Genomic DNA, 20,503 nt, shown 5'->3' on the forward strand with positions numbered 1-20,503 from the left:
GGGACGTGGTTCAGGCGGTGCGGCGGACCACGAGCAGCGCCAGCGCGCCGACCGAGCAGACCACCATCGTCGCGCCCATCGACACCGCCGTCGCCTGACCGCCCCAGCTCATCGCGGAGGCCGCGATCCCGGCGACCAGGAACTGGAGCAGCCCCTGCAGCGAGGACGCCGCGCCCGCCGCCGACCCGTGCTCGGCCAGGGCGAGCGAGGTCGCGTTGGCCAGCACCACGCCCATCATCGCCACGACCAGGAACAGGCACACCAGCAGCCACGGCAGCGGCCACCCGGCGAGCGCGCCGGCCAGCGCGCCGAGCGCGGCGACGGCGGTCACGGCGGTCCCGGCGAGCAGCAGGGTCCGCTCGGAGGCCAGCTTGCCGACGACGAACCCATTGCCCGCGCCCAGGAGCACGGTGCCGACCCCGTTGAGGCCGAAGACGAGGCTGTACTGCTGCGCGCTGAGCCCGTAGCCGTCCTGGAGCACGAACGAGGAGCCGGAGATGTAGGCGAACACCGCGGCGAACACCAGCGCCGCGGCGAGGACGTGGCGCAGGTAGCCCCGGTCGGCGAGCAGCGCGCCGAGGCTGCGCAGGGTGTCGCGCGGGCGGGCGTTGCGGCGCTCGGCGGGCAGGGACTCGGGCAGGGCCAGCAGGACGGCCACGAGGAGGAGGACGCCGAGGCCGGTCAGGACGTGGAAGACCGCCTGCCAGCTCGCGACGACCAGGAGTTGCCCGCCGATCACCGGGGCGATGATCGGGGCGACGCCGTTGACCAGCATGAGGGTGGAGAAGAAGCGGGTCATCACGACGCCGTCGAACAGGTCGCGCACGATCGCCCGCGACAGCACCACGCCCGCCGCGGCGCCGAGGGACTGCACGACGCGGCCGGTCAGCAGCCAGGTGATGTCCGGGGCGAGGGCGCAGAGCAGGGAGCCGGTCGCGTAGAGGGCGAGGCCGGCGAGCAGGGGACGGCGGCGGCCCCACGCGTCGGAGACCGGGCCGACGAGCACCTGGCCGACGGCGAGGCCGATGACGAAGACGGTGAGGGTGAGCTGGACGGCGGAGGCGCTGGTGTTCAGCTCGCGGGCCATGTCGGGCATGGCGGGGAGGTACATGTCGATCGTAAGCGGGCCGAAGGCGCTGAGCGAGCCGAGCACGAGGGCGAGCCAGGTGCGGCGGCTTCGGCTGAGGGCGGGGGTCGGGGTGGCCGTGCGGTTGGCGGAGGTTATGGACACATAATTATGATGACATAACCCGCTAGGCTGACCACCATGCCCCACCGCCCAGGCAGCGCGGACGACCCGCTCGCCGAACTGGCCGACCTGGTGTTGAACGTCGGCAGGCTGGTGCGCGCCCGGACGCCGACCGGGCCGGATGTGGTGGCGTTGACCGAGACTGAGCGGTTCGTGATGCGGGTGGTGGATCTGTTCCCTGGGGCGTCACCCAGCCTGATCGCGCGGCACACGCGGTTGCAGCGGACCAACGTGAGCGCGGCGCTGCGGGGGTTGGAGGAGAAGGGGATGGTGTCGCGGGTCGCCTCGGACGGGCGGAGCGTGGCGGTGCACCCGACCGAGCGGGCGGCGAGCAACCTGGGGGTGTTGCGGGCGGCGTGGTCGAGTGAGCTGGCGGGGGTGTTGGGGGAGGATTTGGACGAGGTGCGGCGGTGCGCGGAGCTGCTGGCGCGGATCGAGCGGCACCTGACGGCGGCAGGTCCAGGGGAGCAGGGCTGAGGTCCACCGGAGGGGTCACGACGCCCGAGACGGGAAAACCCCCGGTCAGCGCCCCTCCTCCGCGATCGTCTCGATCAACGCCCTGATCCGGAACGGCATCTCCTCGCTCAACGAGATCGCCGTGTTGGTCCGCACCACCCCCGGCACGGTCAGAAAGCTGCTGGTGATCCGGTGCAGATCGGCCGTGTCCCGCGCCACCACCTTCACCAGCAGGTCCGCCTCCCCCGTCGTGGAGTGCATCTCCACCACCTCCGGGAACCCCCGCAGCGCGTCGTTCACCCGCCGCGCCGTGCTCTGGCTCAGCGCGATCGACACGAACGCCACCAGCGGACGCCCCAGTGCCGCCGGGTCGACGCGGCGGCTGAACTCCCTGATCACCCCGGACCGCTGCATCCGCTGCAACCGGGCGTGCAGGGTGTTCCGCGCGATGCCCAGCCGTTGGGCCAGCGCGAGGCTGGTCGCGTCGGGCTGCTCGTCCAGGGCGAGCAGGATCCGGGCGTCGAGGCTGTCCACGCTGCGCATTGTGGCACCTGAATCGAGTCAGACGAGTCAAGTTGCGCAGTGCGCGGGGGCGGTGTTGTGCGAATGCCAGGTCACTAGTCATTCTTTGCCCCGTGACAACGATCGAATCGGCTCCCCTCGCACCACAAGTGCAGCAGGCGCCGCCGAAGCACAGCACCGCGGAGAACGTCGCGGGCATCGTGATCGGGGCTTTCGTGGCCTCGCTGGGTCTGTTCCTGCTCAAGTCCGCCGGGGTGGTGACGGGCGGCACGGCCGGGCTGGTGCTGCTGGTCGGGCACCTCGTCGACTGGCCGTTCGCGGTGGTGTTCACCCTGCTGAACGCCCCGTTCGTGGCACTGGCGTGGCGCAGGCGCGGTCCTCGCTTCGTGGTGGCCTCGGCGGTGGCGGTGGCGCTGCTGTCGGCGTCCTCGCTGGCCCACGCGTCCTACCTGCGGGTGGACGCGATCAACCCGCTGTACGCCGCGCTGCTGGGGAACCTGGCGGCGGGCATCGGCATCCTGTTCGTCTTCCGCCACCACGCCAGCCTCGGCGGCTTCACGATCGTGGCCCTGGTCTGCCAGGACCGGTTCGGCTGGCGGGCCGGGTACGTGCTGCTGGCGCTGGACGCGGTCGTGGTGGCCGTGTCGGCGCTGTTCATGCCGCTGGAGGCCGTGGCCCTGTCGGCGGCGGGCGCCGTGGTGGTGAACCTCGTGGTGTCCGCGAACCACCGACCGGGGCGTTATCCGGTCGCGCTCTGATCCACCCCGGTGCGAGCAGCGTGGCTCGCACCACCGACAACCCCGGCACGGTGCTCCGACCGCCCCCTCGCACGCGGGCGCGACACCGGTGCGGCTCCCCGAACGACCGGGTCGAGCAGGGGTTCCGCGAACGTTGACGCACCCCCCTGACGTGGGACTCTGTTCTGCGTGCACGGCACCACGGGAACGCAGCCGAACGGCCGGTTCCGGTTGCTCCTGGTCGAGGACGACCGCGAGCTGGCGGAACTGCTGGCCGAGTCGTTGCGCGCCGAGGGGTACGCGGTGGACGTCGCCGCCGACGGGCAGCGCGGGCTGCACCTCGGGCTGACCCGACCCTACGACGTCGTCGTGATCGACCGGGGGCTGCCCGCGCTCGACGGGCTGGACCTGCTGGTGCGGCTGCGGTCCCGGTCGGTTCGGGCGCGGGCGCTGCTGCTGACCGCGCAGGGCACCGTGCACGACCGGATCGACGGGTTGGACGCGGGCGCCGACGACTACCTGGTCAAGCCGTTCGACCTGGACGAGCTGAGCGCGCGCCTGCGGGCGCTGTGCCGCCGGGCGCTGGAGCTGACCGACGTGCTGCGGATCGGCGCGGGACACCTGGACGTCGGGCAGCGCGAGGTGGTGCTGCCGGGCGGCGGGCGGTTGGGGTTGACGGCGCGGGAGTTCGGGCTGCTGCGGGTGCTGGCCACCCACCCGGACACCGTGCACACGCGGGCCTCGTTGCGGCGCGCGGTGTTCCACGACACGACCTCTCCGTCCATAGTGGACACCTACGTGTACTACCTGCGCGCCAAGGCTGGTCGTTCGGTGGTGCACACCGTGCCGGGTGTGGGCTACCGCCTGGGCGCGCTGTGAGCGCGGCCGACCGCTCGTGGGCCGAGGCGGAGCGGGCGGTCGTGCTGCGCGCCCGGTTGCGGGTGAGCGCGCTGGTGGCGCTGGCGATCACCGCGCTGGTGGTGCTGATCGGCGGGACGGCGTACGCGGTGCTGGAGCGGGCGCAGGTCGAGCAGGTGCGGCGCGAGCTGCGGGCCGGGGTCGAGCACGGCCCGCCGTCGGGCGGCACGTGGGTGTTCACCGAGGGCGGGGGCGCGGTGGCCGGGGCGCCGCGGGGGTTCCCGCTGCGGGAGGACCTGGCGCGGGTGCGCGCGGACGGCGGCGAGGTGGAGCGGTCGGTGACCGGGGGCGGCGCCGAGTACCTGGTGCTGACCGGCGCGCGGGCGGACGGCGAGGTGGCGCAGGCGGTGTTCGACGTCCGCTACCAGCTCGCCGACCGGCGGTACCTGCTGGCGGCGCTGGCGGTGGGCGAGGCGTGCGCGCTGGTCGTGGCGGCGGCGATCGGGGTGCTGGTGGGGCGCGAGGCGGTGGCGCCGCTGGCGGAGGCGCTGACCAGGCAGCGGCGGTTCGTCGCGGACGTCGGGCACGAGCTGCGCACGCCGATCGCGCGCGCCCGGCTGCGGGCGCAGCTGCTGGCGCGGCGGGCCGAGGCGGAGGGGATGCCGCCCGAGCACCGGGCCGGGCTGGACCGGCTGGTGGGCACGATCGGCGGGCTCGGGGACGTGGTGGACGACCTGCTGCGGTCGGCGCTGCTGACCGAGCAGTCCGGGCGGGCGGTGGACCTGGTGGCGCTCGCGCGGGACGCGGTGGCGGCCGAGGCGGAGCGGGCGGCCGAGCGGCGGATCGCGCTGGCGGCGCGGCTGCCGTCGGGGGCGGTGGTGGTGACCGGGGTGGAGACGGCGCTGCGGCGGGCGGTGGCGGAGCTGCTGGCGAACGCGGTCAGGCACACCCCGCCCGGCGGGAGCGTGGACGTGGGGCTGGCGCGGGTGGGCGGGGTCACGGAGCTGACCGTGGTGGACACCGGCGAGGGCTTCGACCCCGTTGCGGCCGAGCGGCTCTTCGACCGGCACCACCGGGGGGCGGGTGGTGGGGAGCAGGGGTTCGGGCTGGGGTTGGCGCTGGTGCGGGAGGTCGTGGTCGGGCACGGCGGTGCGGTGGGCGCGGTGGGCGCACCGGGCCGGGGCGCCCGGTTCACGGTGCGGCTGCCGCTGGCGGAGAGCGCTCCCACGGGTGGAGGGGCGGCGGTGCGGGAGGCCGGGAAGGCTGGCGGGACGGGGTTGTGGCGAGAGCGGGGGGATCGGCGGTGAACGCGGCGGGCACGGTGGACGCGGCGGAGGGCGCGGAGCAGGCGGGCGGGGGCGGTAGGCGCGGCGGGTGCGGTCGGGCGGTCCACGGGCGCGGGCGCCCGCCCCGCAGGCGCGGGGCCCAGGCTGGGGCGGCGCGATCCGGTGGCGCGACTCCCCCGGCGCCGGCGACCACCCCGGCTGGCCCGGCGCCCCGCGTGGTCCGAGGAGGTGCCGGGCCCGCGGTCCCCGCAGCGGGCGCCCGAAGCCGTGGTGTGCGCCCGAAGGCGCGCCACCGACGTCCCGCTCAGCTCCAGCGCGTGGTCACCAGCTCCGCCGCCAGGCGCACGTCCGCGTCCAGCGGCCGGTCCGGGTCCACCGGGGCGATCGCGTCCGCCAGCAGGTCCAGCAGCTCCGCGCAGCGCGGCGCGGTGGGCCGCCTGCCGCCGACGTGCACGGCCTGCCGCAGGCCCAGCGCGAGCGAGCCGCACAGCAGCCGCAGCAGCTCGGCCAGGTCGTAGGAGCGCAGCGCCGCCTGGGTGCCGAACGGCACGACGTCCTGGTTGTGCAGGTTCGTCGGCAGGCTCTGGGTGCTCGCGGGCACGGCGCCACGCCGGATCTCGGCGATGAACGCGGTCGTCGCCAGCTGCACGCCCTGCAGCCCGTGCTGCTGCCCCGGCCCGGCCGCGAGCATCGGCGGCAGGCCGGTGTTGCGGGCCGGGTCGACCAGCAGGTCCAGCTGCCGCTCCACGAGGTTGCCGACCGACGCGGTGACCATCGCGATCGCGTCGGCGGCGAACGCGGCGGGCTGGCCGAAGAAGTTGCCGCCGTGCGCGACCACGTCGTCCTCGGGGAAGAACAGCGGGTTGTCGCTGATGCTCCTCAGGTCGGCGGCCACGACGCCATCGGCGTAGCGCAGCGCGTCCTCGGCGGCCCCGAGCAGCTGCGGTGAGCAGCGGATGCTGTACGGCTCCTGGAGCGGCCGGTCGCCGCTGGGCGCGACGCCGTCGAGCGCGCCGCGCATCCGCTCGGCCACGGCGATCGCGCCGGGGTGCCCGTAGGCGCCGATCAGGCTCGGGTGCAGGAAACCGGGGTCGCAGCCGAGGACGTCGGCGAGCAGGCACGTGAGGTCCTGCGCGGCGCGGTGGCTGGCGCGCACCGAGTCCAGGGCCAGCGCGGTCGCGGCGGTGGTCAGGGAGGTGCCGTTGACCAGGGCGAGCGCGTCGCGGCCGTCCAGCGCCAGCGGGGCGAGGCCTGCGCGGCGCAGCGCCTCGTCGGCGGGCAGCCGCTCGCCGTCCACGTGCGCGCTCCCCCTGCCCCGCAACGCCTGCGTGGCGTAGGCGAGCGGGATCAGGTCGCCGCTGGCGCCGACCGAGCCGTAGCGGGGAACGGCCGGGGTGAACGTGGTGGCGAACATCGCGGCCAGGGTGTCCACGACCTCGGTCGACACCCCGGAGAAGCCCTGGCCGAGCGACCACACGCGCAGCAGCAGCGCGGCGCGCACCACGTCGTGCGGCAGGTCCGGTCCTTGACCGGCGCCCAGGTGCGCGAGGGTGTTGTCGCACTGGTCGGCCTCCTCGGCCCGCCCGGCGTAGCCGATGAGCGCCCCGAAGCCGGTCTTGACCCCGTACACCGGCCGGTCGTCGTCGGCGCGCACCACGCGCAGGAACTCGCGGGCCCGCTCGACGCGCCCGCGCACGTCCGGCCCGACGAGCAGCGGCACCGGTTCGGCCGCCCGGCGCAGGTCGGCGGTGCTCAGCGGCGCGCCCAGGTCGATCGGGGCGCCGGGGTCGGCGGGGGCGGCGGGGACGCCTGCACTGGTCGTGGTCACCCGGCCGACCGTAGGAAAGCGATCTCAGAGTTCTCTGAGATCGCCGGGCTAGCTTCCGGACGCATGGCGCACGAGTACCTGATCATCGGCGCGGGCCCGGCGGGCCTGCAGCTGGCGGCACTGCTGGAGCGGGACGGCCGCGACTACGCGGTGCTGGAGCGCGGCGACGCGCCGGGGGCGTTCTTCTCCCGCTACCCCAGGCACCGCACCCTGATCTCCATCAACAAGGTGCGCAGCGGGTACCGGGACCCGGAGCAGCGGCTGCGGATGGACTGGAACTCGCTGCTGTCCGACGACCCGGAGCTGCTGTTCGGCCGGTACACCGGGAAGTACTTCCCGCACGCCGACGACATGGTGCGCTACCTGGCCGACTTCGCCGCCGCCACGGGGGTTCGGGCGCACTACGGGGTGGAGGTCGTGCGGATCTCCCGCGACGACACCGGTTTCACCGCGGTCGACGGCGCGGGGAAGGAGTGGCGGGCGGCGCGCGTGGTGGTGGCGACCGGGGTGTCGAAGCCGAACGTGCCGAAGATCCCCGGCATCGAGCACGCCGAGCGCTACGACACCTTCGACCCGTCACCGGAGTCGTTCACCGACCAGCGGGTGCTGATCATCGGCAAGGGCAACTCGGCGTTCGAGACGGCCGACTCGCTGATCGAGCACGCGGCGGTGATCCACGTCGCCGGACCGCACTCGGTGAAGCTGGCGTGGCAGACGCACTTCGTCGGGCACCTGCGGGCGGTGAACAACAACTTCCTGGACACCTACCAGCTCAAGTCGGAGAACGCGGTGCTGGACGGCACGATCGAGCTGATCGAGCCCCGGCCGGGCGGCGGGTTCCGGGTGCTGTTCCGGTACGCGCGCACCGAGGAGAAGCTGCGGGAGCTGGAGTACGACCGGATCGTCTCGTGCGCCGGCTTCCGGTTCGACGCCTCGGTGTTCGACGAGTCCTGCCGCCCCGCGCTGGTGATCGACGACCGGTTCCCGGAGCAGACCTCGGCCTACGAGTCGGTGAACGTGCCCGGCCTGCACTTCGCCGGGACGCTCACGCAGCAGCGCGACTTCAAGCGGTCCACCAGCGGGTTCATCCACGGGTTCCGGTACGGGGCGCGGGCGCTGCACCGGATCCTGACCGCGCGGCACCACGACCGGCCGTGGCCGTCGGCGGAGCTGGCGGCGACGCCGGAGGCGATCAGCGACGCGCTGGTGGCGCGGGTGAACCGCTCCTCCGCGCTGTGGCAGCAGTTCGGGGTGCTGGGCGACGTGGTGACGGTGTCCGGCGACCAGGCCCGGTACGAGGAGGAGGTGCCGACCGCGCACGTCGCCGACGGCGGCCTCGGGCCCGCGCCGCACCGGTTCGTGATCACCCTGGAGTACGGGCCGAACCACGACACCGTGGACCCGTTCGACATCACCGTGCCGCGCGTGCTGGAGAACGACGTGGAGCACGCGCAGGACGCCAGCTACCTGCACCCGGTGGTGCGGCACTACCGGGACGGCGAGCCCGCCGGGGTGCACCACCTGGCGGAGAACCTGGAGAACCAGTGGAACCTGCCGCAGGTGCACCAGCAGCCGCTGGCGGTGTTCGTGAAGGAGTGCCTGGCCGATGGGTGAGCCGTTCCCCGGCGCGGTGCTGGACGTGCTGGGGCGGGCGGGCGACCGGGTCGTGCTGGAGCACGGCTCGCGCTCGGTGGGCGCGGCGGAGCTGCTGGACCTCGTCGCGCGGGTGGCGGCCGGGTTGCGGCGGCGCGGGATCGGGCCCGGCGACGGGGTGGCGCTGCTGCTGGGCGTGACCCCCGAGGCGTTCGCCGCGATCCTGGCCGCGCACGTGGTGGGCGCGCGGGTGGTCGGGGTGCGGCCGGGCCTGCCGGAGGCGCACGTGCGGCGGCTGCTGGACCTGGACGTCGCGGCCGTGGTGGTGGACTCGCCCGCGCGCCGAGGGGTTCAGCTCGCGGAGCTGTGCGCGGCGGAGCCGGAGGCGGGGCCGCCGCGGCTGGGCGGGCGGGCGGACGACGTGGCCAGGTTGATCCACACCAGCGGTAGCACCGGGGCGCCGAAGGCGGTGGCGCAGTCGTACCGGGCGATGGCGGCGGCGTGGACGGCGGTCCCGTCGCGGTGGCCGCCCGCGATCGCGGAGCTGGCGGCCCGGCTGGAGCGGTACCTGGTGTTCGGGACGCTGGCCAGCCAGGTGATGTTCGAGTACGCGGTCCTGTCGATCACGGCGGGCGGGGTCGTGGTGGTCGCGGAGGACCCGTCGCTGCCCGGCGCGATCACCCGGCACCGGGCGAGCGCGAGCGTGATCACCGTGCCGCGCCTGGCGAAGCTCGTCGCCGCGCACCGCGCCTCGCCCGCCGACCTGTCGGCGTTGCGGGCGCTGCTGGTGTCCGGGTCGCCGCTGAGCGCGTCCCGGCACCGGGAGGCGCTGGAGGTGCTGGGACCGGTGGTGTTCCACGGTTACGGGCAGACCGAGACCAGCACGATCGCCATGGCGACCCCGGACGACCCGCCGGGGTCGGTGGGCAGGCCGCTGGTGCCGCTGGAGGTCCGGGACGAGCGCGGCCGGGTCGTGCCGCGCGGGGCGAGCGGTGAGCTGTTCGTGCGCTCCCCCGCGCAGGCGGGCGGTTACTGGGGTGACGCGTCGGAGTCGGCGGAGGTGTTCGTGGACGGGTGGGTGCGCACCCGCGACCTCGGGCACCTGGACCAGGACGGCGTGCTGTGGCTGACCGGGCGCAGCCGCGACGTGGTGATCGTGAACGCGAACCTGCACCACGTGGGCCCGATCGAGCGGGTGATCGCCGAGCACCCGGACGTCGCCGAGGCGTACGTGGTGGCCGTGCCGGACGAGGAGACCGGGGAGGCGGTGCACGCGTTCGTGGTGCCGTCCGGGGAGCACGAGCCCGATCCGGCGCAGCTGCGGGAGCTGGTGATCGGCAGGCTCGGGCCCGCGTGCGCGCCGACGCGGGTGACGCTGATCCGGGAGCCGCCGCTGGCCCCGAGCGGGAAGCCGGACAAGCGGTTGTTGTCGCCGCCGTGACGGGTCACTCCCGCACGAGGCAGAACGGGTGCCCGGCGGGATCAGCGTAGACGCGCCAGCCCCGCTCCGGTTCACCCCGGTCGAGCAGGACCGCGCCGTGGCGGAGCACCTCGGCCTCCTCGGCGTCCAGGTCGGTGACGGCGAGGTCGAGGTGCGCCTGCTGCGGGTGGGCGCCGTCGGGCCAGGTCGGCGGCCGGTGGTCGGGGACGCGCTGGAAGCACAGCACGTCCCCGGACGGCAGGTGCGCGGTGGCCCAGTCGTCATCCAGGCTCCAGCGCGGATCGGGCCGGTCGACCTCGCCGTCGAGGACGGCCGCGTAGAAGCGCGCGAGCGCCTGGGCGTCCGGGCAGTCGATGACCAGGCACTGCAAGCGCGGCGTCATGCCGTTCCCCCTTCTCCCACCGGGACTCTAGTCGCGCGTGAGCTGCGGGACGGCGGTTCCGGGCTGGGCAGTGGTTCCGGGCTGGGCAGTGGTTCCGGGCTGGGCAGTGGTTCCGGACAGGGCGGCGAGCAGCTCCCTGATCCGGGTGGTGGCGGCGGCGCGGGGCGCGCTGTCCGGGGCCAGCCCGGCCAGTTCCGCCTCCAGGGCGGCGATCCGGCCCAGCAGGTCGGTGACGCGCGGCGGCCGGGGGCGGGGCGTGGTGCGGACGGCCAGCAGCACCGGCTCGTCCACGGCGTGCGCGGCGTCGAACAGCCGCACGCCCTGCTCCTCGGTCAGCGGGGCCACGTCGTCGCCGTCCAGGCGTTCCACGTGCGGCAGGCGCCCGCCCTCCCACGGTCCCCAGGCCAGCGAGCGGGCCGGGAGGCCCTGGGCGCGGCGGGTCCTGGCCAGGCCGTCGAGGAACGCGTCGGCCGCCGCGCGCACCGCCTGCCCGGCGCCGCCCAGCGACCCGGTCGCCGACGAGCACAGCGCGAACAGCGCGAGGTCGTGCCCGGCGGTGGCCCGGTGCAGCCACCAGGCGCCCGACACCGCGGCGCGGAACACCTCGTCCAGCGCGTCCGGGCGGGTCCCGGCGAGCGCGTCCTCGGCGGTGGCGCCCGCCGCGTGCACGACCCCACGCAGCGGGAAGGCGTCCGGCACGTGCTCCAGCAGCGCCTCCACCTGGGCGCGCTCGCCCACGTCGCAGGGCAGGACCCGCACGCGGGCGCCCGCGACCTCCAGCTCCGCCACCAGTTCCGCCGCTCCCGGCGCGTCCGGGCCGCGCCGCGAGGCCAGCAGCAGCGACCGCACGCCGCGCCGGGTCACCAGGAACCGCGCGAGGGCCGAGCCGAGCGCGCCGGTGCCGCCGGTGACCAGCACCGTGCCGCCGGAGAGGTCGACGGCGGACGACCCGACCGCGACCTCGGTCCACTGCGGACGGAGAACCGCGCCGCCCCGGACCGCGGCCTCCCGCTCCCCCGAGGCGATCACCCGCACCAGCCGCTCGGGCACGGCGGACCCGTCCACGTCCACGAGCGCGACCCGCTCCGGGTGCTCGACCCGCGCCGACCGGACCGCGCCCCACACCGGGGCGTCCACGAGCCCGGTGGTGGTGGCGTTCTCGGTGACCACCACCAGTCGCGCCCCGGCCCACCTCGGCTCGTCCAGCCACCACCGCAGCAGCGCCAGCACCTCGTGCGCGACCAGGCGCGCCCCCTGCACCGGATCACCCTGCCTGGCGGCGGAGACGCGCACCGCGACGTGGTCGGGCGCGCAGGCCGGGTCCCGCTCCAGCGCGGCCAGGTCCGGGTACCGCTCGCCGGGCAGGTCCCAGTCCAGCCCGACGAACGCCCACGTCCCCGGCTCGCCGCCGTCCGGCGCGGGAACCCACTCGGGGCGGCGCAGCTCCCCGCCCGGCTCCCCGGCGCGGCAGGGCACCCGCTGGAACGGGTAGGTGGGCAGGTCCACGCGCCGCGCTCCGCTGCCGTCGAACACCGCGGCCCAGTCCACCGCCACGCCCCGGTTGTGGGCGCGGGCGAGCGCGCCGGTGACCGCGCGCTCCACGTCCCGCCCGCTCCTGGCGAGCGGCACGAACGCGGCCCGCCCCGGCTCGGGCACGCACTCCGCGCCCAGCGCCGACAGCACGCTCCCGACCCCCAGCTCCAGGTACGTGCGCACCCCGCGCCCGTCCAGCCAGCGGACCGCGTCGTGGAACCGCACGGTGTCCCTGGCCTGCCGACGCCAGTGCGCGGGCGAGGCGAGCTCCGCCGCCCCGACCGGCCCGCCGCTCACCCCGGACACCAGCGCGATCCCCGGCTCCGCGGTGGAGAGCCCCGCCGCGACCCTGGCGAGGTCGTCCAGCACCGGGTCCACGTCGGCCGAGTGGAACGCCCACCCGGTGGCCAGCCTGCGGTGCCGCACGCCCAGCGCCGCGCACCGCTCGACCAGCTCGGCGACGTCGTCCAGCGCGCCCGCCACCACCACGGACTCCGGCCCGTTCACGGCGGCCAGCCCGAGGCGCTCGCCCAGCAGCGGTAGCACGTCCCGCGGGGTCAGGCGCAGCGCGACCATCGCCCCCTCGGGCATCCGCTCCTGCATGAGCCTGCCCCGCGCGGACACCAGCCGGGCCGCGTCGGCGAGCGCCAGCGCGCCGGACGCGTGCGCCGCCGCGATCTCGCCGACCGAGTGGCCGAACACGAAGTCCGGGACCACGCCCCAGGACGCGAGGAGCCGGAAGAGCCCGACCCCGACCGCGAACAGGGCGGTCTGCGCGAACACCGTGCTGGCCGCGAGGTCCTCCGCGTCGCCGGTGAGCACCGCGCGCAGCCCGTCCGCGAGGTCGGCGTCGACCGCGCCGACGACCTCGTCCACGGCGGCGGCGAACACCGGGAACGCGGCGCACAGCTCGCGCGCCACACCGGGGCGTTCCGCGCCCTGGCCGGGGAACAGGAACGCCACGCCGCCGTCGAGCGCGGTGTCGCGACGCAGCTCCGCCGCCGGTTCGCCGTGCGCGAGGGCGGTGAGCCCGCGCCGGAACCCGTCGAGGTCGTCGCCGAGCACGGCGGCCCGGTGGGCGAGCCCGGCGCGGGAGCGCGCCAGCGAGAACCCGACGTCGAGGACGTCCACTTCGGACTGCGCGCGGTCCAGCAGCCGGGCGGCCTGCTCCCGCAGGGCCTCCTGGTTCGCGGCGGACAGCAGCCAGGGCAGTGCGCGCGCGGTCCGCTCGGGCCGCGCGGGGGTGCTCTTCCGGGGCGCCTGCTCCAGCACGACGTGCGCGTTGGCGCCGTCCGCCCCGAACGCGGACACCCCGGCCCGGCGCGGCCTCGCCGTGCCCTGGCCCCTGGAGGTCGGCCACGGCTGGTCCTGGTCGAGCAGCCGGATTTGGCCGGCCTCCCAGTCCACCCGCGTGGTCGGCCGACCGGCGAGCAGGGTGCGGGGCAGCCGTCCCGAGCGCAGCGCCAGCACGGTCTTGATCACCCCGGCGATGCCGGCGGCGGCCTGGGCGTGCCCGAGGGCGGACTTGAGCGAGCCGACCCACAGCGGGCGCTCGCGCTCCCGGTACGCCTCCTGCAGCGCCCGCAGCTCGACCTCGTCCGCGCGCGGCGCGCCGGTCCCGTGCGCCTCGACGGCGTCGACGTCGCCGGGTCGCAGTCCGGCGTCGGCCAGCGCCGCGCGGATCACCTCGCGCTGCGCGACCGCGCTGCCGGACGCGCCGTCCGAGTTCACGGCCGCGCCGCGCAGCACCGCCAGCACCGGGTGGCCCTCGCGCTCGGCGTCCGACAGCCGCTCCAGCAGCAGCACGCCGACGCCCTCGGACCGCACGACGCCGTCCGCGTCGTCGGCGAAGGGCTTGCACCGCCCGTCCGGGGCGAGGCCGCGCGCGCCCGCGGGCGGCGGTGCGGCCTGGACGGCGGCGGCGCCGACGAGCGCGAGCGAGCACTCGCCGCGCCGCAGCGCCTCGCCCGCCAGGTGCAGCGCGACGAGGGCCGACGAGCAGGCGGTGTCGACGGTGATCGCCGGTCCGGTGAGGCCGAAGGCGCGGGCGAGGCGGCCGGAGAGCGCGCCGCCGAACGGGGCTTCGGAATCCGGGTCGTCGGCTTCCGGGTCGTCGGCGTCCGGGGCGGGCGGGGTCTGCGGGCCGCTCCCGCCGGTCGCGCCGACGAACACGGCGGTGGTGGCGCGCGGCGCGGTGGGGTCCAGCCCGGCGCGCTCGAACGCCTCCCAGGTGGTTTCCAGGAGCAGCCGGTGCCTCGGGTCGGCGGCGTGGGCCTCGCGCTCGCCGAGGCCGAACAGCTCCCGGTCGAACCGGCCGACGTCGGGCAGGAACCCGCCCGCGCGGGCGGTCTCCGGCTGTCCGGCCAGGTCCCAGCCCCGGTCGCGCGGGAGCGGCCCGATGGCGTCGTCGCCGGAGACGAGGAGGTCCCACAGCTGCTCGGGGGTGGTGACGCCGCCGGGGAAGCGGCAGGCCATCGACACGATGACCAGGGGGTCGTCGGCGACCGGGACGGGCTTGGCCGGTGGCCTGCGGTCGACGACGGGCGGGGTGGTGGGCCTGGGGTCGCCGGGCCGGGGGTCGCCGGGCCGGGGGTGGCTCGGCGTGGGGGTCGCGGGCCTGGGCCTGAAGGGCACGCGGGTGGCGGACTTCACCGGGAGGGCCGCTTCGGGCTGGGGCGCGCCGAACAGGGAGCGGCGCAGGTGCCCGGCGAGGGAGGCCGGGGTCGGGTGGTCGAACACCAGGGTGGTGGCCAGGCGCAGCCCGGTGGCGGCGCTGAGCCGGTCGCGCAGCTCCACGGCGCGCGGCGAGTCCACGCCGAGGTCGCGGAACGGGCGGGTGGGCGTGATCTGCGCGGGCCCGTCGTGGCCGAGCACCTGGGCCGCGACGGACCGCACCAGCTCCACGAGCGCGCCGCGCTGGTCGGCGGCGGGCAGGGCGGCGAGGTCGGCGGCGAACTCGGACGCCGAGACGGCGGGCTGGACCCGTTGGGGCGTCGCGGTGTCCGGCTCGGCGGGCGGGGCGGGTGGTTGCGCGGCAGTCGGTTGCGCGGCGGGGGTGCGGGTGGCAACCGGGTGCGCGGCGGGGGTTTCCGGGGCGGGCGGTTCCGGCGCGGGGCCGCAGGGCCACGGTTCCCAGCAGGTCGTCGTGGTCGTGGACGGGAGCAGGGCGAACGCGTCGACCGGTTCGCCGTGGAGCAGCCCGTCCAGGACCTCCGCGCCGCGCACCGCCACCGCCCAGGCGTGGGCGAGGTCCTCGGCGGTGGCCTCGGCGAGCGGGGTCGTGGGCTCCTCGCCCACGACGTGCACGACGACGCCGGGGCGTCGACCGCCCGCGCGGAGGCGCTCCAGGAGCGCGGCCACGCCGTCGCGGTAGGCCGCCGCGTCCACCAGGATCACGTGCGCGGCGCTGGTCCCGGCGAGCAGGCGGGCGATCCGCGCGCCCCGCGCCTCGGTGTCCCCGACGACCAGCGCGGTCCCCCACTCCCGCGCCGGGCCGCTGCCCGCCGGGACCGCCCGGCGCGCCAGCAGTTCCGAGCCGCGCACCGCGACCCGGTCCGCCCCGCAGGCCACCGCCGCGCCGAGCAGCCGGGCGGCGGCGGGGTCGGGCAGGTCGACCAGCCCGCCCCAGCGCTCCGGGTGCTCCAGCGCGACCACCCCGCCCAGGCCCCACACGGCCGCCCGCGCGGGGGCGGGGGCGGTCCCGCCCGCCGCGACCGCGCCGGAGGTGACGCACCACAGCGGGGCCGTGACGCCCGCGTCGCCGAGCGCCTGGACGAGCGCGGCGGTGGCCAGGACCGCCCGGCTCGCCCCGGACTCGCCGTGCGGCTGGTCGTCCAGCGCGAGCAGCGACACCACACCGGCCCACTCGCCGCCGACCCGCGCGGCCAGCGCCTCCCGCCGCACCCCGCCGGGCCCGACGACCAGGGCGCGCACCCCGTCCGCCACGGCCCGGACCTGCCGCACCCACTCGTCGAACCCCGGCCCCGGCGGGCGCACCACCAGCCACTCCCCCGCCAACCGGGCCGCGCCACCGCTCCCGACCGGAACCCACTCGACGCGGTGCGGCGGGGCGAAGGGCGACGGGGGCGCGGGGTCATCCGGCTGGGCGCAGGCGGGCGAGGGCGCGGCGGCGGTCGGCGAAACGCGGGCGGACAGGGACTCGGCGTGGTTCGCGGACGCGGGCTCGTCCGACGAGGCGCGGTCCAACGGAGCGCAGGCGGGCAGGGGCTCGGAGCCACCCGGCGAAACGCGGGCGGACAAGGGCTCGGCGTGGTTCGCGGGCGCGTCAGACGCGGCGGGCCCGCGGTGCTGGAACGCGTACGTGGGCAGCGGAACCGCGCGGCCGTCCGGGAGGGCCCGCGTCCAGTCGACCGCGACGCCGCTCACCCAGGCCCGCGCGACAGAGCGCAGGAACCGCTCGGCCCCGTCCTCGTCCCGGCGCAGCGAGCCGACCGCGGCGGCGCGCGCCCCGACCTCCTCGGCGCTCTCCCGCACCGGCCGCACCAGCACCGGGTGCGGGCTGATCTCGACGAACGCGTCGAACCCGTCGGCGAGCAGCGCCCGCGTGGCGTCGGCGAACCGCACCGGCGAGCTCAGGTTCCGGTACCAGTGCGCGGCGTCCAGGGGTTCCGCGCCGATCCGGCGGGCCTCGGTCGCGCAGTACAGCGGGATGGCCGGTTCGCGGGGCGCGAGGCCGCCCAGGAGCCGTTCCAGCTCGTCCCGCACGGGGGTGACGCGCGCGCAGTGCACCGCGTGGTCGACGGGCAGGCGGCGGGTGCGCACGCCCTCGGCGGTCAGCTCCGCGCACAACCGGTCGACGGCGTCGGCGTCCCCGGCGACGGTGGTGGAGCGCGGCCCGTCCACGGCGGTGACCACGATCCCGTCGTGCCCGAGCAGCTCGGCGGGCGGCAGCGCGATCGACGCCATGGCCCCGGCGCCCGCGAGCGGCAGCAGCGCCCGGCCCAGCAGCGCGCTGACCGCCGCCGCGTCCTCCAGCGAGAGCGCTCCCGCGACGCAGGCCGCCGCGATCTCGCCGAACGAGTGCCCCACCACCGCGAGGGGTTCGACGCCGTGCGCGCGCCACAGCTCGGCCAGCGACACCAGCACCGCGAACAGCACCGGCAGCCCGACGTCGACCCGCTCCGGCGGCGGCGCGGACGCGTCGCCGAGCAGCACGGAGGTCAGCGACCAGTCGACGTGCGGGGCCAGCGCCCACTCGCAGTCGTCGATCCTGGCGGCGAACACCGGGAAGTCCCGCAGCAGCCCGCGCGCCATCCCGGTCCAGGTCCCGTCCAGGCCGGGGAACACGAACACCACGCGCCCGCTGGTCGGCTCGCCGCCGCGCACGGCGTTCGCGGGCCGCCCGCCACCGGCGAGCGCGTCGAGCGCGCGGGTGAACTCGGCGCGCTCCCGCGCGATCACCACGGCCCGCCGCGCCAGCCCGGTCCTGCGGGTCGCCAGCGACCAGCCGAGGTCGGCCACCCCGAGCCCTGGGTGCGCCGCCAGGTGCTCGCGCAACCGGCGTGCCTGTGCGGCGAGGGCTTCGTCGTCGTGCGCGGAGAGCACCCACGGGTGGGCGCGCGGCTTCCCGGCGCGCTGGGCGGGCAGCAGCACGGCGGGCGGGACGTGCTCGACGACGAGGTGCGCGTCGGCCCCGTCCGGCCCGTGGGCGGACACGGCGGCCCGGCGCGGCCGGTCGGCGCGGTCCGGCCACGGGACCGCGTCGGCGGCCGGGCGCACGGGCCCGGCGCCGGGGGTGGCGCGCGGGGTCGCGGGCACGGCGCCGTGCCGCATCGCCAGGACCACCTTCAGCAGCCCGGCGATCCCGGCGGCGGCCCCGGCGTGGCCGAGGTTGGCGGTGAGCGAGCCGACGAGCAGCGGGCGCTCCCGGTCCGGGGCGCAGGCCGCGATCAGCTCGGCCTCGCCGCCGCGCCCCTCCACGACGTCGACGTCGGCGAGGGTCAGCCCGGCGCGTCCGAGCGCGGGCTCCAGGGCGCCGCGCCGGGAGGCGCCGTCCGCGTTGACCGCGCTGCCCAGCACCACGGCCAGCACCTCGTGCCCGTTGCGCCGCGCGTCCGACAGCCGTTCCAGCAGCACCAGCGCGACGCCCTCGGCGGGGTGGTCGCCCCGCCGCGGGTCGGTGCGGGGCTCCGCGCCGGTGAGGACGGTGGCGCCGCCCGCGAACGCGAGCGCGCACTCGTCCTGCCGCAGCGACTGGCAGGCCAGGTGCAGCGCGGTGAGCGACGCGGAGCAGGGGGTGTCGACGGCGAGCGCGGGGCCTTCGAGCCCGTAGGCGTGGGAGATCCGGCCGGGCAGGGCGCCCGCGCGGTCGCCGCCCGCGCCGAGGAACACGCCGGTGCGGCTGCCGCGCAAGGCGTCCGGGGTGACGCCTGCGTTCTCCAGGACCTCCCAGGAGGTCTCCAGCAGGAGCCTGCCCCTGGGGTCCAGGCGGGCGGATTCCTCCGTGGTGAAGCCGAAGAAGGCGCCGTCGAAACCGTCCACATCGGACAGCAGACCCGCGGTGGCCCCGGCGGGCAGGGCTGCGGCGCGGTCGGCGGGCACGGGCGCGGTGGCGTCGCGCCCCTGGGTGAGGAGTCGCCACAGGTCGTCGGGGGAGGCGACGTCGCCGGGGAGGCGGCAGGCCATGCCGACGACGGCGATCGGCTCGTCGGCGGGGGTGGCCGGTCCCGGCTCGGGGTCGTCGGCGGCGAAGGGGTGGTGCGCGCGCTGGAACGGGTAGGTGGGCAGGTCGACGTGCCGCGTCCCGGTGAGCGCGGGCCAGGTCACCTCGACGCCGGACACGTGCGCCCGCGCCAGCGAGCGCAGGAACCGGCGCGTCCCGCCGTCGTCGCGGCGCAGGGTTCCCAGGACGGCGGAGCGGTCCCCGGCGAGCTCGGCCATCGTGGTGGTCAGGACCGGGTGCGGGCTGATCTCGATCAGCGCCGCGTGGTCGGGCAGGTCGCGGACGGCGTCCTCGAACGCGTCGGCGGTGGCGGTCGGGCGGAACGGGGTGGTGGTGGGCGCGGGGTGGACGTCGACGGGTTCGCTGCGGACCCGGCTCAGGTCGGCGACGAGCGCCGCCGCGTCGGCCAGGGTCAGCGCCCCGGCGACGTGGGCCGCCGCGATCGCGCCCTCGGCGTGGCCGAGCACCGCGGCCGGTTCGACGCCGTGCGCGCGCCACAGCGCGGCCAGCGACACCAGGACGGTGAACAGCGCGGGGCGCGCCACGTCGACCCGGTCCGGGGGTGGCGCGCCGTCCGCGCCGCGCAGCACGTCGAGCACGGGGAAGTCCACGTGCGGTTCGAGCGCGGCGGCGCACTCGGCGGCGGCGGTGGCGAAGGCGGGCGCGGTGTCCAGGAGCTCTTGGGCCATGCCCGGCCACTCGCAGCCGTGACCGGGGAGCACGAACACCGCCCGGCGGCCGGGAACCGCGACACCCCGGATCACGTCACCACCAGGCGCGTCACCGCTGTTCGTGGCGCTGCTGTTCGTGGCGCTGCTGTCCGGGCCGCCGTTGTCCGGGGCGCTGCTGTCCGCGTCACCGCCAGCCGCGTCGACACCAGCCAGGGCGCGCAGGAGTTCGGCGTTGTCCCGGCCCACCACCACGGCCCGGTGCGCGAACGCGGTCCGGCGCGCGAGGGCGGCGGCGACCTCGGCGGGGCTGTGGGAGGTGTCGGCGAGGTGGGCGCGCAGTCGCCCGGTCGCCTGGCGCAGCGCTTCGGCGGTCCTGGCCGAGAGCGGCCAGGCCACGGGACCGACCTCGGTCACCACCGGCTCGGGCGTGGGCTCGGGCGCTTCGAGGACCACGTGGGCGTTGCCGCCGCCGAACGCGGACACCCCGACCCGGCGCGGCAGCTCCCCGCTCCGCACCGCCAGCAGCGCCTCGATCACCCCGGCGCCGCCCGGAGCGGTCCGGACCTGGTCGGCGGACAGCCCGGCGTCGTGCAGCGCGGCGCGGACGACGTGCTGCCGCGCGGTCCCGCCGGACCCGCCGTCCGAGTTGACCGCGCTGCCCCGCACGACACCGCGCACCGGGTGGCCGTGCCGCCGGGCGTCGGAGAGCCGTTCCAGGAGCAGCACACCCTCCGCGCCGCCCACCAGCGCGAGCGGGCACTCGCCGCGCCGCAGCGCCCGCACCGCGAGGTGCAGGGCCACCAGCGGCGCGGAGCACCCGGTGTCCACGGTCAGCGCGGGACCGCCGAGGCCGAGCACGCGGGCGACCAGGCCGGACAGGGCGGTGGGGTCCGGGGACGAAGCCCCCGTGCTCGCGCCGACGAACACGCCGGTGTCACCGCCCGCGAGCGAGCCCGGCCTGATCCCGGCGTGCTCGAAGGCCTCCCAGGAGGTCTCCAGCAGCAGGCGTCGCGCCGGGTCCACCCGGTGCGCCGGGACGTCGAAGAAGTCGGCGTCGAACAAGTCGGCGTCGAAGAAGTCCACTTCGGACTGCGGGTCGCTGGGGAGGCGGTGGCCGAAGCCGACGACCGCGACGGGTTCGCGGTCGCGCCCCTCCGCCCGGTCCAGGCGGGCGCGCAGCTCGCGGGCGTCGGAGGTGACGCGCCTGAGGTAGGCGCGCAGCCGGTCCTCGTTGCCCATGCGGGTTGGCCCTTTCAGCTGATCAG

The 20,503-nt window shown here is 76.9% G+C and carries 11 protein-coding genes; 6 read left to right on the forward strand and 5 right to left on the reverse strand.

The window, feature by feature from the left end:
- Window positions 1-10: 10 nt before the first annotated feature.
- On the reverse strand, window positions 11-1,231 hold the full coding sequence (locus CNX65_RS21760) for a multidrug effflux MFS transporter (RefSeq protein WP_096495423.1): 1,221 nt from the start codon (window positions 1,229-1,231) through the stop codon (window positions 11-13).
- Window positions 1,232-1,267: 36 nt separating this feature from the next.
- Between CNX65_RS21760 and CNX65_RS37935 the strand changes: the two genes are divergently transcribed.
- Window positions 1,268-1,726 carry a MarR family winged helix-turn-helix transcriptional regulator gene (locus CNX65_RS37935; protein ID WP_096495424.1) on the forward strand — a complete coding sequence of 153 codons (459 nt, stop codon included), beginning with the start codon at window positions 1,268-1,270 and terminating at the stop codon, window positions 1,724-1,726.
- 45 nt (window positions 1,727-1,771) lie between these two features.
- Here CNX65_RS37935 and CNX65_RS21770 read toward each other — a convergent pair whose 3' ends face one another.
- The gene (locus CNX65_RS21770) at window positions 1,772-2,248 is read right to left on the reverse strand and encodes an Lrp/AsnC family transcriptional regulator (protein ID WP_096495425.1); all 477 of its coding nucleotides are present in this window, start codon (window positions 2,246-2,248) and stop codon (window positions 1,772-1,774) included.
- Window positions 2,249-2,340: 92 nt separating this feature from the next.
- On the opposite strand from CNX65_RS21770, the gene CNX65_RS21775 reads away from it, so the two are divergent.
- The 3 genes from CNX65_RS21775 to CNX65_RS21785 all read left to right on the forward strand — a co-directional run bounded on the left by CNX65_RS21775 (window position 2,341) and on the right by CNX65_RS21785 (window position 5,129).
- Window positions 2,341-2,985, forward strand: coding sequence for a YitT family protein (locus CNX65_RS21775; protein WP_232519946.1), 645 nt, complete (start codon window positions 2,341-2,343; stop codon window positions 2,983-2,985).
- 210 nt (window positions 2,986-3,195) lie between these two features.
- Window positions 3,196-3,843, forward strand: coding sequence for a response regulator transcription factor (locus tag CNX65_RS21780; RefSeq protein WP_096497917.1), 648 nt, complete (start codon window positions 3,196-3,198; stop codon window positions 3,841-3,843).
- A complete protein-coding gene (locus CNX65_RS21785) occupies window positions 3,840-5,129 on the forward strand; it encodes a sensor histidine kinase (protein WP_232519948.1) in 1,290 nt (429 codons plus the stop codon). The genes CNX65_RS21780 and CNX65_RS21785 overlap by 4 nt, the downstream gene beginning before the upstream one ends.
- Window positions 5,130-5,412: 283 nt before the next feature.
- On the opposite strand, the gene CNX65_RS21790 is transcribed toward CNX65_RS21785, so the two are convergent.
- Entirely contained in the window at window positions 5,413-6,936 is a 1,524-nt protein-coding gene (locus CNX65_RS21790; protein WP_096495427.1) for an aromatic amino acid ammonia-lyase, read from the reverse strand.
- Window positions 6,937-6,999: 63 nt separating this feature from the next.
- Here CNX65_RS21790 and CNX65_RS21795 point away from each other — a divergent pair, with 63 nt between their 5' ends.
- The gene (locus CNX65_RS21795) at window positions 7,000-8,550 is read left to right on the forward strand and encodes an NAD(P)-binding domain-containing protein (protein WP_096495428.1); all 1,551 of its coding nucleotides are present in this window, start codon (window positions 7,000-7,002) and stop codon (window positions 8,548-8,550) included.
- Window positions 8,543-9,970, forward strand: a complete 1,428-nt coding sequence (locus tag CNX65_RS21800) for a class I adenylate-forming enzyme family protein (RefSeq protein WP_096495429.1) — start codon at window positions 8,543-8,545, stop codon at window positions 9,968-9,970. The genes CNX65_RS21795 and CNX65_RS21800 overlap by 8 nt, the downstream gene beginning before the upstream one ends.
- Before the next feature lie 4 nt (window positions 9,971-9,974).
- Here the strand turns inward: CNX65_RS21800 and CNX65_RS21805 are convergent, their stop codons facing one another.
- Window positions 9,975-10,352, reverse strand: a complete 378-nt coding sequence (locus CNX65_RS21805) for a VOC family protein (protein ID WP_096495430.1) — start codon at window positions 10,350-10,352, stop codon at window positions 9,975-9,977.
- Between the two features lie 27 nt (window positions 10,353-10,379).
- A complete protein-coding gene (locus CNX65_RS21810; protein WP_096495431.1) occupies window positions 10,380-20,477 on the reverse strand; it encodes a type I polyketide synthase in 10,098 nt (3,365 codons plus the stop codon).
- Window positions 20,478-20,503 lie beyond the last annotated feature (26 nt).

The organism is Actinosynnema pretiosum, assembly GCF_002354875.1.
Lineage (GTDB): Bacteria > Actinomycetota > Actinomycetes > Mycobacteriales > Pseudonocardiaceae > Actinosynnema > Actinosynnema auranticum.